11 protein-coding genes are annotated in these 16,748 nt (G+C 44.5%); 10 read left to right on the top strand and 1 reads right to left on the bottom strand.

Going from position 1 to position 16,748, the window contains the following annotated elements; all coding sequences use genetic code 11:
• The first annotated feature begins 58 nt into the window (after positions 1–58).
• The 6 genes from grpE to AVL57_RS07935 all read left to right on the top strand — a co-directional run bounded on the left by grpE (position 59) and on the right by AVL57_RS07935 (position 9,646).
• Entirely contained in the window at positions 59–679 is a 621-nt protein-coding gene (gene grpE, locus AVL57_RS07960) for a nucleotide exchange factor GrpE (protein WP_057792747.1), read from the top strand.
• A 117-nt stretch (positions 680–796) separates the two neighbouring features.
• Positions 797–2,731, top strand: a complete 1,935-nt coding sequence (gene dnaK / locus AVL57_RS07955) for a molecular chaperone DnaK (RefSeq protein ID WP_057792745.1) — start codon at positions 797–799, stop codon at positions 2,729–2,731.
• Between the two features lie 179 nt (positions 2,732–2,910).
• Entirely contained in the window at positions 2,911–4,047 is a 1,137-nt protein-coding gene (gene dnaJ, locus AVL57_RS07950) for a molecular chaperone DnaJ (protein ID WP_013784754.1), read from the top strand.
• Between the two features lie 155 nt (positions 4,048–4,202).
• Positions 4,203–4,703, top strand: a complete 501-nt coding sequence (locus tag AVL57_RS07945) for a c-type cytochrome (protein WP_082604943.1) — start codon at positions 4,203–4,205, stop codon at positions 4,701–4,703.
• Between the two features lie 296 nt (positions 4,704–4,999).
• On the top strand, positions 5,000–7,555 hold the full coding sequence (locus AVL57_RS07940) for a GGDEF domain-containing phosphodiesterase (protein WP_057792743.1): 2,556 nt from the start codon (positions 5,000–5,002) through the stop codon (positions 7,553–7,555).
• A 198-nt stretch (positions 7,556–7,753) separates the two neighbouring features.
• Positions 7,754–9,646 carry a propionyl-CoA synthetase gene (locus AVL57_RS07935; RefSeq protein ID WP_057792741.1) on the top strand — a complete coding sequence of 631 codons (1,893 nt, stop codon included), beginning with the start codon at positions 7,754–7,756 and terminating at the stop codon, positions 9,644–9,646.
• A gap of 50 nt (positions 9,647–9,696) precedes the next feature.
• Here the strand turns inward: AVL57_RS07935 and AVL57_RS07930 are convergent, their stop codons facing one another.
• Complete coding sequence (locus AVL57_RS07930) at positions 9,697–10,377, bottom strand: cytochrome b/b6 domain-containing protein (RefSeq protein WP_057792739.1); 681 nt, start codon at positions 10,375–10,377, stop codon at positions 9,697–9,699.
• A gap of 243 nt (positions 10,378–10,620) precedes the next feature.
• Here AVL57_RS07930 and dapB point away from each other — a divergent pair, with 243 nt between their 5' ends.
• From dapB to greA, 4 genes are all read left to right on the top strand, one after another.
• The gene (gene dapB / locus AVL57_RS07925) at positions 10,621–11,421 is read left to right on the top strand and encodes a 4-hydroxy-tetrahydrodipicolinate reductase (protein WP_057792737.1); all 801 of its coding nucleotides are present in this window, start codon (positions 10,621–10,623) and stop codon (positions 11,419–11,421) included.
• Between the two features lie 343 nt (positions 11,422–11,764).
• A complete protein-coding gene (gene carA / locus AVL57_RS07920) occupies positions 11,765–12,895 on the top strand; it encodes a glutamine-hydrolyzing carbamoyl-phosphate synthase small subunit (protein ID WP_057792735.1) in 1,131 nt (376 codons plus the stop codon).
• A gap of 13 nt (positions 12,896–12,908) precedes the next feature.
• Positions 12,909–16,124: a carbamoyl-phosphate synthase large subunit gene (carB, locus tag AVL57_RS07915; RefSeq protein WP_057792733.1), complete on the top strand. Its 3,216-nt coding sequence runs from the start codon at positions 12,909–12,911 to the stop codon at positions 16,122–16,124.
• Positions 16,125–16,251: 127 nt separating this feature from the next.
• Positions 16,252–16,728: a transcription elongation factor GreA gene (gene greA, locus AVL57_RS07910; protein WP_057792731.1), complete on the top strand. Its 477-nt coding sequence runs from the start codon at positions 16,252–16,254 to the stop codon at positions 16,726–16,728.
• Positions 16,729–16,748: the final 20 nt, after the last annotated feature.

Here is a 16,748-nt window from a genome sequence, read left to right as displayed (position 1 = left end):
TTGAGTACGAGTCATTCATGGGTTTATGCAGTATAGACATTAACGTTTGGAGGAAAGCATGAGCGATAACCGCGACGTGCAGGCAGAGCAAGAAGTTTCTGGCGTAGACGAAACCGTACAAGATGCTGAAGTGATACAAGAAGAGCAATCTTCACCAGAAGCTGAATCAGATGCAACACAGCGCATCTATGAGCTAGAAACAGCACTTTCAGAAGCACAGGCAACCATTAAAGAACAGCAAGATAGCGTATTACGTGCCCGTGCTGATGTGGAAAACGCCCGCCGCCGAGCTGAAATGGAAGTAGAAAAAGCACGTAAATTTGCATTAGAGCGTTTTGCGGGCGAGCTTCTTCCTGTTGTTGATAACCTTGAGCGCGCTATCGAATTAACCGATGGCGAAAACGAAGCGGTTAAGCCGTTGCTTGAAGGTGTGGAAATGACACACAAAAGTTTCTTAAGCACTATTGAGAAATTTGGATTGAGCCTTATTGATCCGCAGGGTGAAATCTTTAACCCTGACTTGCACCAAGCTATGTCGATGCAAGAAAGTGCAGACCACGCGCCGAATACGGTAATGGCGGTTATGCAGAAAGGGTATCAAATTAATGGCCGTTTGTTGCGCCCAGCCATGGTTATGGTTTCGAGAGCGCCTAGCGGTGGTGTAGATACGCAAGCGTAAATACGTATTGCGGCTTAAATTACACAAAAATGTCAGTTTTTTTACTGACAACTATTGAAAATAGTGCGGAATAACCCCACTAAAATTGTAGATTAAATAAATTTTTGGAGACACGTAATGGGTAGAATCATTGGTATCGATTTAGGTACAACGAATTCATGTGTCGCAGTGCTAGACGGCGACAAACCTCGCGTACTTGAAAACGCGGAAGGCGATCGTACAACGCCATCAATCATTGCTTACACAAACGACGGCGAAACTTTAGTAGGTCAATCTGCTAAGCGCCAAGCGGTAACAAATCCTGAAAACACGCTTTTCGCGATTAAACGCTTAATTGGTCGTCGTTTTCAAGATAAAGAAGTACAACGCGATATCGACATCATGCCTTACAAAATTGTAGGTGCAGACAACGGTGATGCATGGGTAGAAGCGAAAGGCGAGAAAATGGCGCCTCCTCAAGTTTCTGCTGAAGTACTTAAGAAAATGAAGAAAACCGCTGAAGATTATCTTGGCGAAGAAGTAACTGGCGCAGTAATTACTGTTCCTGCTTACTTTAACGACTCACAGCGTCAAGCAACGAAAGATGCGGGTCGTATTGCTGGTCTAGAAGTTAAACGTATTATCAACGAGCCAACTGCGGCTGCGTTAGCGTACGGTATGGACAAAAAGCAAGGCGATAACGTTGTTGCGGTATACGATCTTGGTGGTGGTACATTCGATATCTCTATCATCGAAATTGATGAAGTAGACGGCGAGCACACGTTTGAAGTACTAGCAACTAATGGTGATACTCACCTTGGTGGTGAAGATTTCGATAATCGTGTTATTAACTACCTTGTTGACGAATTCAAGAAAGATCAAGGCATCGACTTACGTAAAGATCCGCTTGCTATGCAGCGTCTTAAAGAAGCCGGTGAGAAAGCGAAAATTGAGCTTTCTTCTTCACAGCAAACTGAAGTTAACTTGCCATACATCACAGCAGACGGTTCAGGTCCTAAGCACTTAGCGATTAAACTAACCCGTGCAAAACTTGAGTCTTTGGTTGAAGAGCTTGTTAAAAACACGCTTAACCCGCTTAAGCAAGCATTGGCAGACTCTGATTTATCAGTAGGCGATATCAACGATATTATCTTGGTTGGTGGTCAGACACGTATGCCACTGGTACAGAAGCTAGTTACTGAATTCTTCGGTAAAGAGCCACGTAAAGACGTTAACCCTGATGAAGCCGTAGCCGTTGGTGCAGCAATTCAAGGTGGTGTACTTTCTGGTGACGTTAAAGACGTACTACTTCTTGACGTAACTCCACTGTCTCTTGGTATCGAAACCATGGGCGGCGTGATGACAGCACTTATTGAGAAGAACACGACTATTCCAACGAAGAAGTCGCAAACTTTCTCTACTGCTGAAGACAACCAATCTGCGGTAACAGTACACGTACTACAGGGTGAGCGTAAGCAATCTAGCGGTAACAAATCACTAGGTCAGTTCAACCTTGAAGGTATTCGTCCTGCTTCTCGTGGTACCCCTCAAATCGAAGTAACCTTCGACTTAGATGCGGATGGTATCCTACATGTGTCTGCGAAAGATAAAGACACAGGTAAAGAGCAGAAGATTACAATCAAAGCGTCTTCAGGCTTAAGCGATGAAGAAGTCGAGAAGATGGTTGCTGATGCAGAAGCGAATAAAGAGTCTGATGCTAAGTTTGAAGAGCTAATTCAAGCTCGAAACCAAGCTGACGGCATGATTCACGCTACTCGCAAGCAGCTTGAAGAAGTTGGTGATGCACTAAGTGCAGAAGATAAAGCGCCAATCGAAGAAGCTGTTAGCGCGCTTGAAACAGCGGTTAAAGGCGAAGATAAAGCAGACATCGAAGCGAAAACGCAAGAATTAATTCAAGCGTCTAGCAAGTTGATGGAAGCGGCTCAAGCACAGCAAGCAGGTGCGGCCGGTGAAGCAGGCGCCGAAGGTGCAGAGCAACAAGCATCTGGCCAAGCTGATGATGACGTTGTTGACGCTGAGTTTGAAGAAGTCAAAGACGAAGATAAAAAGTAAGCAAGCTGTTGCGATAAGCTCAACGTAAGTTGAGCTGACTTTGGCAGTTAAGGCGCATCAGGTTCACTTGTTGCGCCTTTGTCGTGTAATAAAACACGATAACAAATGTAGTTTCACAAGGGCGAAAATGTGCTCGAACAACGTGCTTGTGATAATAATAGGTAGGATAAGTAAACACTATGTCGAAACGTGACTACTACGAAGTGCTTGGGGTAGATAAAGGCGCTGGCGAACGCGAAATTAAAAAAGCGTATAAAAAGCTAGCGATGAAATATCACCCAGACCGCACGCAGGGCGATAAAGCCCTTGAAGTTAAATTCAAGGAAATCCAGGAAGCCTACGAAGTATTAAACGATGCGCAAAAGCGTGCCGCTTACGATCAGTATGGCCACGCTGGTGTAGATCCTAATCGCGGTGGCGCTGGCTTTGGTGGTGGTGGCGACTTCGGTGATATCTTTGGCGATGTATTTGGTGATATTTTCGGCGGCGGCGGTGCTCGCGGCGGTCGTCAATCACGTGCTCGTCAAGGCTCAGACCTTCGCTACAACCTAGAGTTATCGCTTGAAGAAGCGGTACGTGGCAAAAGCGTAGATATTCGCGTGCCTACACTGGTTGAATGTGAAGTGTGTGACGGTTCTGGTGCGAAGAAAGGCTCAACGCCTAAAACGTGTCCAACCTGTCATGGTAACGGTCAGGTGCAAATGCGCCAAGGCTTCTTTGCGGTTCAACAAACTTGCCCAACCTGTTCAGGTAAAGGCAAGATTATTGAAGATCCATGTAACAGCTGTCATGGCCATGGTCGTAAAGAAAAAACCAAAACCCTTAATGTCAAGATTCCATCAGGTGTTGATACCGGCGATCGTATTCGTTTATCTGGCGAAGGCGAAGCGGGAGAGAATGGTGCACCGGCAGGTGACTTGTATGTTCAAGTACATGTGCGTGATCATAAAATCTTCCAGCGTGACGGTAACAACTTGTACTGTGAAGTGCCATTAAGTTTCACTACAGCAGCCCTAGGTGGTGAGTTAGAAGTACCTACGCTAGATGGCAAAGTGAAACTTAAGATTAGCCCTGAAACCCAAACAGGACGTATGTTCCGTTTACGCGGTAAAGGCGTTAAATCGGTTCGAAGCGGCGCAGTTGGCGATTTGATGTGTAAAGTTGTGGTGGAAACACCGGTTAGCTTGTCATCACGTCAAAAGGAATTGCTACAAGAGCTAGAAGAATCGATGGGCAAAGCATCAAGTAAACACAGTCCAAAAGCACAAGGCTTCTTTGACGGTGTGAAAAAGTTTTTCGATGATTTAACTAACTAAATCGTATCAAAATTATAAAGCCCTCATATGAGGGCTTTTTTTTGCCTAAAATAAAGAAAAAACACAAAATTTACAGGTTAAAACCTTGCGCAAAAGGTGGGTATTCGTCAGGATAGAAAACAGACCAACACAATCGAACAGGCATGGCGATAACTATGAAAAATATTCTAGGAAAGACAATCAAGACCACATTAGCTACCGCAGCTTTAGCAACGTGTTTAGCTGGTGGAGCAATTGCGGCGACGGAAACATCAGAAGCCTCGTCAGAAAAGCATGCGAAAGCGGCGACCCAATACCGTCAAGCGATATTCCAATTGGTACGCAGCAACATGGGGCCGTTGGGCGGCATGGCAAAAGGAGCGCTACCTTTTGATGAGTCTGTGATGATGACCAATGGGGTGCGATTAGAGCAACTTGCGGATATGATGAGTGATTACTTATCTGTTGATACCCGTAAGTTTGATGTAGACACAGGCGCAAAAGACGCAATGTGGGAAAATTTCTCCGATGTAGAATCTAAAATTGCCGCATTAAAAGAAGCGTCAATGGGCTTACAAGCTGCAGTGAAAGCAGGCGATGAAAGTGCTTATCGCGGTGCGATTGGCAAAGTGGGAGCAAGCTGTAAGTCTTGTCATGATGACTACAAAAAAGACTAACCGTTTTAGTTATTCACAGCGCATGTAGTTCGTGCGCTGTTATTTCCTTACCTCCTTACCTCCATGCCTCTAGCTGCATATATACATATCATTCATGCTCGCTCATAAATCCTCTTTATATACTAAACGAATGCTCACTTCTTAGTGCAAATGTGCTGGAAAAAAGAGTAAAAATTCTCTATTGTTGACTAAATAATGATCATGATTTTTGCTTGAGCAGTGAAGTTGATAAGCAAATAATTAACGACAAATGATCGCACTATAACCATCTTAAGATGGATTGGAGTTCACCTAAAATGCAGCTTCACGACGGATTGTTGGGCTCTTTACAAGATAGTAGTTTGCCAGAGGTTACCTCGCGGTTGAGTGAAGCCAGGGTAAATACAGAAGCTACCGCTGTCTTGCTTGTTTCGTTATCTCCTACTGCCACTTGCGTGGATATACTGTGCTGCGATGACAATAATTCCGATTCTGAGAAACAGTCACTGGTCATGCCCAAACATGCTCAGCTTCTGTTATCGATGACAGAAATGAGTGCCACATTACCAGGCTGTGATTTTGAATGGCCAGAGGCGCTAACCATTTGTAGCAGCCAAAATGTGATTGTAGGTGGAATAAAAGATTTTCAAGGTAATATTATCGGGGCCGTTCTGATTGTGCTGCGTTGTCATCAATTAACGAGTCATCAAAAGCACTACGCTAGTATAGCCCGTCAGCAAATAGAACTCAGTCTTCAATATAAACTTATTCAACATCCTTTTACCGACAAACTCGCCGAAAAAATTCAGTTGCTTAATGAAATTGGGCGCATCTCTCATGTTGGTGGCTGGGAATTAGATATACATGCAGGCCTTGTCTCGTGGACACGAGAAACCTACTTATTGTTTGGTGTTACGCCGGGAAGAGATATCACGGTAGAGCGAGCTTTAGCCAACTTCCCACAAGTGAGCCGCGAAAAAATTACCAAAGCAATGAAAGCAGCAATAAAGTCACTGTCCACTTTTGCATTAGAGGTAGAGTACATCAATGCAGAGGGTTATCGGCGCTGGTTGAAAATGACGGGCACACCTCAGTCAGAGGTTACTAGCTCGCACCAAGATAAGGTGTATAGGATTTATGGCTCTGTGCAGGATATAACGGAACATAAACGTTTATCCGATACACAACATAACTACACGGAATACCTTTCTACAATTTTAGACAGTATTTCTGATGCGCTTGTGACCATTGATGAAGAGGGCACTGTGATCACAGCCAACAATACGGTTGAGCACGTGTTAGGTTACGATGCTGATGAGCTTATAGGGCAAGATATCTTTATTTTGGTGCCCAAAGTTGAATCACAAAATACCAAAGAATATCTGAAAACGTTTATGGAAGGAGGCAGGAAAACCGCTAAAGCTTCCCCAGAAAATCATTTGGTTAGCCATAAAAATGGCGGCCTGATACCCGTTGATATTTCATTATCTTCTTTTCATTTTGATATGCAAAAGCGGATAGTATTGGTATTTCGGGATATGAGTGTTCGAAAACAATTAGCAGACCAAGTTTATCAAGCCGCTTACTATGACAACATCACTCAATTGCCAAACGCTAAATTGTTCGAAAAAGGCTTGAAGTGTGTTATTCGAAAAGCGGGGGTAACCTACGCAGATATTTACTGCGCGCAAATAGTTATCGACAATATAAGTCAGTATAAGCAGGCGTTTGGTCAGCCTACCGCCGATTATGTTATGCGTATTCTTGCCTCTAGGCTCACTCGAACATTTTCTAAACCTTTCGTTGTTTTCAAAGGCGCCGAAAACAGCTTCTATTTGCTATACGAAGACATCATCATCGAAGAAGATATAGACGCACGACACGCTATAGATGCAGTTCGCCAGCAATTTACCGATGAAGTGTGTAGCGACATTACCTTGCACAACAGCCCCCATAAAATTTATGCCGTGGTAACTATTTGCCAACTAAAAGGTATGGAGACCAGCGTGACGAAAGTCAGGCATATGCTTGGGGATGGGTATAACCAACTCAGCGAAGACCAAGTGAATGCCCCAGTGGTTTTTCATAGTGCTTCTAGTGTGGGTTATGACAGGTACAATTTCATACGCCAGTCTCTTGGTGCTGCAGTCAGTAATCATGAGCTCTTCATAGAGTTACAACCACAATATGAAAGTGATGGTAGTATGGTGTGTGCTGAAGCATTGGTTCGTTGGCAGCACCCCCAATTAGGCTTAATTACCCCCGCTGAGTTTATTCCTATTGCAGAAGAGAGTGATGCCATAGTTGAAATTGGTCAATGGGTGATGAATGAATGTGGAAAGCTATTATACGAGTGTAATAAAAGCGGTTTGAGAACACGGCTTTCAATTAATATAAGTGCTAAACATATGGCTAGAGCCGACTTTAGCGAAAAAATGCTAGCCGTGATCGCCCATTGGAATATTCCTAATGGGAGCCTTACCATTGAACTTAGAGAAGCCGCACTTATTGGAAGTTTTGCTTTGGTGCGTACTTCAATGAAAGAGCTAGCCGATAAAGGGGTGTCATTCTCCATAGATCATTTTGGTAGTGGGAATTTAAATTTAAGTTACCTTCGCGACCTATGTATAAAAGAAGTGAAACTTGATAGGCACTTTATCGATGAAGAAGGCGAGAATGGGGCGCAAAGCCCGCTGCTAAACAGTATTTTCGATATCGCAAAAATCTTCGAATTAAGAACAGTGGCAGAAGGAATAGAAAATAATACGCAATTTAACGATGCGATAAAGCGTGGTTGTCATGTTTTTCAAGGGTACTTTTTAGACAAGCCCCTTAATGTCAGAGATTGGCGAGCAAAATTACCAGTAAAATAGTGTGCATCTGATTAAAGCAAACCAGATTAAGCCCAGTACTTTTGGTCACAAACACCAAATTACTGATGCGGCTAACGCTAATATAAAAGAAATAACTTCAATTTATACAGTGGTTTAATTAACGTAAGCCTGAAGTCTTATACGATAAATTCATGTTTTTGAAGTAGGGTAAAGTAATACTCTATTGCGGAAACGGTCATGAATTATCATCAAGAATATCAGGCGTCAATTGATAACCCAGAAGCATTTTGGCTAGACAAAGCACAGCATCTCGACTGGTTCACCCCTCCTCAAACGGCATTAAGCGAAAATACCAATGGTTACCCTCAATGGTTTAAAGGGGGAAAGCTTAATACCAGTTACTTAGCATTAGACCATCATGTAAATGCTGGGCGCGGCGACGCTGCAGCGTTAATTTACGACTCACCGGTTACAAATACGCAAGAAACCTGGACTTATAATACCCTACTTAATGAAGTAGCCACGTTAGCGGGCGCGCTCACCAGCCTTGGTGTGACGAAAGGCGATACGGTAATTGTCTACATGCCGATGATCCCGCAAGCGGCGGTGGCAATGTTAGCGGTAGCAAGAATAGGGGCCATTCACTCGGTGGTATTCGGTGGCTTTGCTGCCAGTGAATTAGCGGTCAGAATTGATGATGCCGAACCTGCGCTTATTATTACAGCGTCGTGTGGTATAGAAGGTAAAAAGCTACTGCCTTACAAGCCAATGGTTGATGACGCTATCGCCCTTGCTCGCCATAAACCCGTAGGCTGTGTTGTTTATCAACGCCAGCAGCTCAACGCTTCTCTTGTTGATGATTTTGATCATGACTGGCAAGCATTATGTAATGCCAGTGAGCCAGTATCATGCACGCCGGTAGACGCTACCGACCCCCTTTACATTTTGTATACTTCGGGCACAACAGGTAAACCTAAAGGGGTTGTTCGTGACAATGGTGGCCATGCGGTAGCGCTTAATTATTCTATGCAAGCCATTTACGGTATTGATCAAGGTGATGTTTTTTGGGCCGCGTCGGATGTGGGGTGGGTAGTCGGGCACTCTTACATTGTTTATGGGCCGCTCATAAAAGGCGCGACTACTGTGATGTTTGAAGGCAAACCTGTAGGCACACCAGATGCTGGCGCTTTCTGGCGTATGGTAGAGCAGCATAAAATTAATGTATTGTTTGCTGCGCCAACCGCATTCAGAGCGATTAGGAAAGAAGATCCTGAAGCTAATTGCATCGCCCGTTACGACCTAAGTAGCTTGCGTACTATATTTATGGCCGGTGAGCGATTAGATCCTCCCACATATCACTGGACAGTAGAAAAAACCGGTAAGCCAGTAGTTGACCATTGGTGGCAAACTGAAACCGGATGGCCCATTTGTTCAAACCCTATTGGTATTGAAGCACTCAGTACTAAACCCGGTTCATCAAGTGTTCCCACACCAGGTTTTAATGTGAGAGTTTTGGCCGCTAACGGTGAGCCGGTTGCAACGGGTGAAAAAGGGGCCATTGCTATTTCTTTGCCGTTACCTCCCGGGTGTTTAACGACTATTTGGCGTGACCATAAACGTTTCACCCAAGGGTATTTGCAGGAATTCGAAGGCTATTACAGCACAGGTGACAATGGGTATATAGATGAAGAAGGATTTGTGTTCATTATGGGCAGAACCGACGACGTCATTAACGTGGCGGGGCACCGGTTATCAACAGGGGAAATGGAAGAAGTATTGGCTTCACACAATGCCGTGGCTGAGTGCAGTGTCATTGGAGTGGCTGACGTGCTGAAAGGGCAAATTCCCGTAGGGTTAGTGCTACTCAAAGATGGCGTTCAAGTAGATGAGGCAGCCTTTGAGCAAGAGCTCATTGCTAAAGTAAGAAATACGATAGGGCCGGTGGCTAGCTTTAAGCGTGCCGTTATTGTTAACCGTTTACCAAAAACTCGATCAGGAAAAATACTGCGTAAGCTTTTAAGACAAATCGCCGCCGATGAGCCAATAAATATACCCTCTACCATTGACGACCCAGCCAGTGTGACAGAGATTGCCGATTTAATGAAACACAAAGGCTTAGTTGAACGCTAAGCCTTATATATCAAGTGCATAGTCAGTTACATAGTTAGCTATACAGGCAGTTAAAAGTACTCTTCTACTTCAGGTGTAGGTGGCGCAATTTCTATCGCGTAATAAAGCGCAGCTGCTGTTACTAGTGCAATCGCCAGCGCAAGCCAAAGACGAGATGAAGGAATGGGCTTGTCGTTGGTGTCTTTTTTGCCATGAAACATAGGGGGCACAAGTTTCTGCTTTTTATACACGGCATAAAACCCAATGGCGGCAACATGTAAGCCTATTACCCACAGTAAAATGTCGAAGGCAAGGTGGTGTAAGGTATTCATCAGATCCAACGTGTTATTGCTAACTAGATGGCGATAGGGGCCATCTAGAAAAATATCGTCGGTCATGAATAGTCCACTTACCGCTTGCACCATTAAGAGTAAAAGCATTACCACGACAAACCAGCCGCCAAGAGGATTGTGGCCTGCCACGGCGGCACTGTTTTTATCAAACAGTGTACGCAAATACCCTATTACCGCACTTGGCCCTTTCACAAATTGACTAAAGCGGGCATAAGTTGGACCTATAACTCCCCACACCAACCTAAATACCAAAAGCCCCAAGGTAAAGTAGCCAATATAGAAATGCCATTGAGTCGCATCGTCCATCCACTCAGCGGTAACATATTGTGCTGCAATACTTACAACCAGTAACCAGTGGAAAAGCCGGGTGGGGAGATCCCATATAAGCTGTTGACGCATATTATTCTGCCTATGTGTTTTGAAGTAGTTCAATAAACCTTAATTTAAACGTTATTTAGGTCTTGGGGTAAACCCACTTACTTTCATGCTAGCTATTTTTACCGTTAAAAACGATAGGTTGCCCACCTTTTTTGTATTAATGCTGCAATTTTTCAATTATCGGTAATATTTAAGCTTATCTCGTTGCAATAGTAACTGCATTTGGCAAAATGCGTTTACTGTTAAAGGAAAAGAATAACGTAAATGAAAGTAGGTTTATTTGGCGCTAATGGGCGCATGGGTCGGGTGCTTATTGAAGCACTAGATCAAAACGAGAATGCAGAATTAAGTGTTGCTACGGTGCGCGATGATTCTCCTTGGGTTGGTATGAATGTAGGCGAACTGGCTGGTATTGGTAAAAAACCAATTGATTGCTTAGGCATGTCTGCGTTAACCCAATCTCACGCCGATGTAATGATTGATTTTACGTTGCCAGTGGTATTTGAAAGTAACATTGCATGGTGTGTGGCCAATAATATGCCAGTGGTCATTGGTACTACTGGGCTAAGTGGAAGTCAGTTGGCTGCGCTAGATGAAGCGGCTAAAACCATTCCCATTGTATTTGCGGCTAACTACAGCGTGGGCGTTAACCTCATGTTGTCATTAGTTCGACAAGCCGCGAGGGCGTTAGGTAACACGGCTGATATAGAAATTACTGAAGCCCACCATAGATTCAAACAAGATGCGCCTTCAGGCACCGCCATGGCCATTGGTGAAGCGATTGCCGATGAGCTAGGTCGTGACCTTAAAACCTGTGCTGTTTATGGCCGTGAAGGCAAAGAGCCTGAGCGTGACCAAGGTACTATCGGTTTTGCTACTGTTCGCGCAGGCGATATTGTCGGTGAGCACACCGCATTGTTTGCCGATATTGGTGAGCGTTTAGAAATAACTCATAAAGCATCGAGTCGTTTAACGTTTGCAAAAGGCGCGGTGCATGCAGCCCAGTGGCTTCACGGTAAGCCGGCAGGGTTATATTCAATGGTGGATGTCTTAGATTTAAAGTAGAAGCCTAACACTGTAGCGGTGTTTTTTAATTTTAACAGCGACTTAAGTGAAAATACTGCATGTTAATAAGTGGTGGTTTTGGCGGTTATACTAGGTAAATGAGTTTAAGTGGTTATTTTAATAATTTTTAATATTTAAATTAGACATTTTTAGTCAGTCATGTATACTCGCCGGAATTTGCCCGAATTTCGTATTCTAAAGCTATAAAACTGGCTGTAGAACACGGTTTTATTAGCTGCAAAGATCGTAAAATGAGCGCTGTTAAACCAGTACTCTCATTTTTTGTGGGGTTTGGACAGAAATTCTGTTCAAACACATAGTTATCCTTAATCTGGAGGTTGACTTGGCTAATTCTGCCCTTTTGGTGTTAGAGGATGGTTCTGTCTTTAAAGGAACGGCGATAGGTGCGCAAGGCACTGCCGTTGGTGAAGTTGTTTTTAATACTTCAATGACAGGCTATCAAGAAATCATCACTGACCCATCCTACGCTGAACAAATCATTACCCTTACTTATCCACATATTGGCAATACCGGTATTAACGAAGAAGACGTTGAAGCAGATAAAATCTGGTCTAAAGGTCTTATCATTCGTGACTTACCCCTTGTTGCTAGTAATTTCCGTCAACAACAAACGTTATCTGAATATCTCAAAGCTAAAGGCGTTGTAGGTATAGCCGATATCGACACTCGTCGTTTAACACGTATTTTACGTGATAAAGGCGCGCAAAACGGCTGCATCGTTTGTACTGATGAGTTAGATGAAGCGAGCGCGTTAGCACAAGCAAAAGATTATCCTGGCTTGAAAGGCATGGACTTGGCGAAAGTAGTGAGCATTACTGAGCCAAAAACCTGGACTGAAGGCAGTTGGAAGTTAGGCGAAGGGTATATCACTCCAGCCGATAGCAAATATCATGTAGTCGCTTACGATTACGGGGTTAAGAGCAACATTTTACGTTTGCTTGCAGACCGTGGTTGTCGCGTTACCTTGGTACCAGCACAAACGCCTGCTGAAGAAGTTTTAGCTATGCAGCCTGATGGGGTGTTCTTATCTAACGGCCCTGGTGATCCTGAGCCATGTGATTATGCCATATCAGCGATTAAAACTATCGTTGAGACAGGTTTGCCAGTGTTTGGTATCTGTTTAGGTCATCAGCTACTTGCCCTAGCCAGTGGTGCTACTACGGTGAAAATGAAGTTTGGTCACCATGGTGCTAACCACCCAGTGAAAGACTTAAAACGTAATGTGGTTATGATCACCAGTCAAAACCATGGCTTCGCTGTAGATGAATCAAGCCTTCCTTCTAATTTAGAAGTAACGCATGTTTCGTTGTTCGATAAGTCGTTACAAGGTATTCATCGTACCGATAAGCCAGCGTTTAGTTTTCAAGGGCACCCAGAAGCAAGCCCAGGACCGCACGAAGCTGCGCCGCTATTCGACCACTTCATTGAATTAATCGAACAACACAAGCAGTAGGAACGAGCCCGCTATGCCAAAACGTACCGACATAAAAAGTATTCTCATCATAGGTGCTGGCCCTATTGTCATTGGCCAGGCCTGCGAGTTTGATTATTCAGGCGCTCAAGCATGTAAAGCGCTACGCGAAGAAGGTTATCGCGTAATTCTGGTTAACTCGAATCCCGCCACTATCATGACCGATCCAGAAATGGCCGATGCAACATACATCGAGCCAATTCATTGGGAAGTGGTACGCAAAATTATTGAAAAAGAGCGTCCGGACGCTATTCTGCCAACCATGGGCGGACAAACCGCGCTTAACTGCGCGCTCGATTTGGATCATCACGGTGTATTGAAAGAGTTCAATGTTGAACTTATTGGTGCAACGGCTGATGCTATCGATAAAGCGGAAAACCGTGAGCGCTTCGACAAGGCAATGAAAAACATTGGTCTTGAATGCCCACGTGCTGAGATTGCACAGAGCATGGATCAAGCCCACGATGTGTTAACGCGCATTGGCTTTCCATGTATTATTCGTCCGTCATTCACCATGGGTGGAAGTGGCGGCGGTATTGCATACAATATTGACGAATTTAACGAGATTTGTGGCCGTGGTCTCGACCTGTCACCTACCAAAGAACTACTCATTGATGAGTCGTTAATTGGTTGGAAAGAATACGAGATGGAAGTGGTTCGCGACCGTGCAGATAACTGCATTATCGTGTGTACTATTGAAAACTTCGATGCCATGGGTGTACATACTGGTGATTCAATCACAGTAGCGCCAGCGCAAACCCTTACTGACAAAGAATTCCAGCTAATGCGTAATGCCGCTATGGCAGTATTGCGTGAAATCGGTGTTGAAACCGGTGGCTCGAACGTTCAGTTCGGTGTAGATCCAAACACAGGCCGTATGGTGATCATCGAGATGAACCCGCGTGTATCGCGTTCATCTGCATTAGCATCAAAAGCCACAGGTTTCCCAATTGCCAAAGTAGCTGCCAAGTTAGCCATTGGTTACACCCTTGATGAGCTTGCTAACGATATTACTGGTGGTTTAACACCGGCATCGTTTGAGCCTTCAATCGATTACGTAGTCACAAAAATTCCTCGCTTTAACTTTGAAAAATTTGCTGGTGCGAACGATCGTCTTACCACGCAAATGAAATCAGTGGGCGAAGTGATGGCGATTGGTCGTAACCAACAAGAGTCATTACAAAAAGCACTTCGTGGCCTTGAGGTTGGCGCTAATGGCTTAAACTCAATGGTCGATTTAGAAGACCCTGAAGCACGCAACAAAGTTATTTACGAACTACGAGAGCCTGGTGCTGAGCGTATTTGGTATATTGGCGATGCGTTCCGCATGGGCATGACCGTTGATGAAGTCTTTACCCTCACCAACGTTGACCGTTGGTACTTAGTTCAGCTTGAAGAGCTTATTCAACTTGAAGCTCAGGTTGCTGAGTGCGGCTTGCACGGTATTGATGAAGATCTTATGCGCAAACTTAAGCGCAAAGGTTTCTCTGACTCTCGCTTAGCAGAGCTAACGAAAGTGGCGGAAGGTGACATTCGTGAAACCCGTCGCGGCTTTGGTGTGACGCCAGTGTATAAACGTGTTGATACTTGTGCGGCAGAGTTTTCTACCAGCACAGCTTACATGTATTCAACCTACGATGAAGAGTGTGAAGCTGACCCCACTGACAACGATAAGATTATGGTGTTAGGCGGCGGTCCAAACCGTATCGGCCAAGGTATTGAGTTTGATTACTGTTGTGTTCACGCGGCGCTTTCAATGCGTGAAGATGGTTACGAAACCATTATGGTTAACTGTAACCCTGAAACGGTTTCTACCGACTATGACACATCTGATCGCTTGTACTTCGAACCAGTTACGCTTGAAGACGTGCTTGAGATTGTGGCTAAAGAGAAGCCAAAAGGCGTGATAGTTCAATACGGTGGCCAAACGCCGCTCAAATTAGCACGCGCCCTTGAAGCTGCTGGAGTACCTATTATTGGTACGTCGCCTGAAGCTATCGATAGAGCAGAAGATCGTGAACGTTTCCAGCAAATGGTAAACAAGCTAGGCCTTAAACAGCCTGCGAATGCGACAGTGACCAACATTGAGCAAGCCCTTGCAATGGCTGACGGTATTGGCTTCCCACTTGTAGTACGTCCTTCGTACGTACTAGGTGGTCGCGCGATGGAAATTGTTTACGACCTTAAAGACTTAAAACGCTACCTAACGGAAGCGGTGAAGGTTTCTAACGATTCTCCTGTATTGCTAGACCGTTTCTTAGATGACGCAATTGAAGTCGATATCGATGCAATTTGTGACGGTAAAGAAGTCGTGATTGGCGGTATCATGGAACATATTGAGCAAGCCGGTGTACACTCTGGTGACTCAGCCTGTTCATTACCACCACACTCTTTAAGTAAAGAGATTCAAGACACTATGCGTGAACAAGTGAAAGCCATGGCGCTTGAACTTGGTGTAGTTGGCCTAATGAATACACAATTCGCGGTAAAAGATGGCGAAGTGTACTTAATTGAGGTTAACCCACGTGCTGCACGTACAGTGCCGTTTGTGTCGAAAGCCACAGGTGTTCCACTTGCTAAAGTTGCTGCGCGCGCCATGGCGGGTGTTAGCTTGGCAGAGCAGGGTGTTACGACAGAAATTATTCCTCCGTTCTACTCTGTAAAAGAAGTGGTATTGCCATTTGCTAAATTCCAAGGTGTTGATCCACTACTAGGCCCAGAAATGCGCTCTACTGGTGAAGTGATGGGTGTGGGTGATACCTTCGAAGAAGCGTATGCTAAAGCTAACTTAGGTGCAGGCGCGCCATTACCTAAATCAGGTAAAGCGTTAATCTCTGTGCGTAATAACGATAAGAACAAAATTATCGAATTAGCTAAGGCATTGAACGGTGCTGGGTTTAGCATTGAAGCGACTCGCGGTACAGCGACCACCCTTTATGATGCCGGCATTGCTTGTTCAGTAGTGAATAAGCTGTCTGAAGGTCGTCCTAACATTGTGGATTCTATCAAAAACGGTGAGTACGCCTATATCATCAATACAACGGAAGGTCGCCAAGCGATTACCGACTCGGTTTATATTCGCCGAGAAGCATTGTTGAATAAGGTTACCTACACCACCACAATGAATGCTGCTTTTGCCACTATTCGTGCGAAGTCAGCAGACGATCGTGACAAGGTTGCTTCAGTACAAGAGCTTCACGCAAGACTCTAACACTGATGACATTACATGGGATACGCGGTATCCTGTGTATATGACACTTATGTGAACCAAATCAAAAGTGCGCCGGAAGGCGCACTTTTTTCTGTTTAAAATCAACTAGCCAGTCGAGACTGTATTCATGAGTCAGTATCCAATGACCGCGCACGGCGCACAGCTTCTGCGCGACGAACTAAACGAACTTAAAACAAAAACTCGCCCGCGTATTATTCAGTCTATTGCTGAAGCTCGCGAGCACGGCGATTTAAAAGAAAATGCTGAATATCATGCCGCCCGTGAACAGCAAAGTTTCTGCGAAGGCCGTATTCAAGATATTGAAGGTAAGTTGTCGAACGCACAAATTATCGATGTCACCAAAATGGAGAATACAGGTAAGGTGATTTTCGGCACTACTGTGACCATTTTGAACGTTGATACCGACGAAGAAACCACGTATCGCATTGTAGGCGACGACGAAGCGGATATTAAGAAAAACCGTATTTCGGTAAATTCACCTATTGCTCGCGGTCTTATTGGTAAAGAGATTGATGATATGGTTACTATTCAAACGCCAGCTGGTAGTGTTGAAGTAGAAATTATCGAAGTTGAATATATCTGATACACCGCAAACCAGTGGCG

This window comes from Alteromonas stellipolaris (assembly GCF_001562115.1).
GTDB lineage: Bacteria > Pseudomonadota > Gammaproteobacteria > Enterobacterales > Alteromonadaceae > Alteromonas > Alteromonas stellipolaris.
This window is presented reverse-complemented; position numbering and strand designations above follow the sequence as displayed.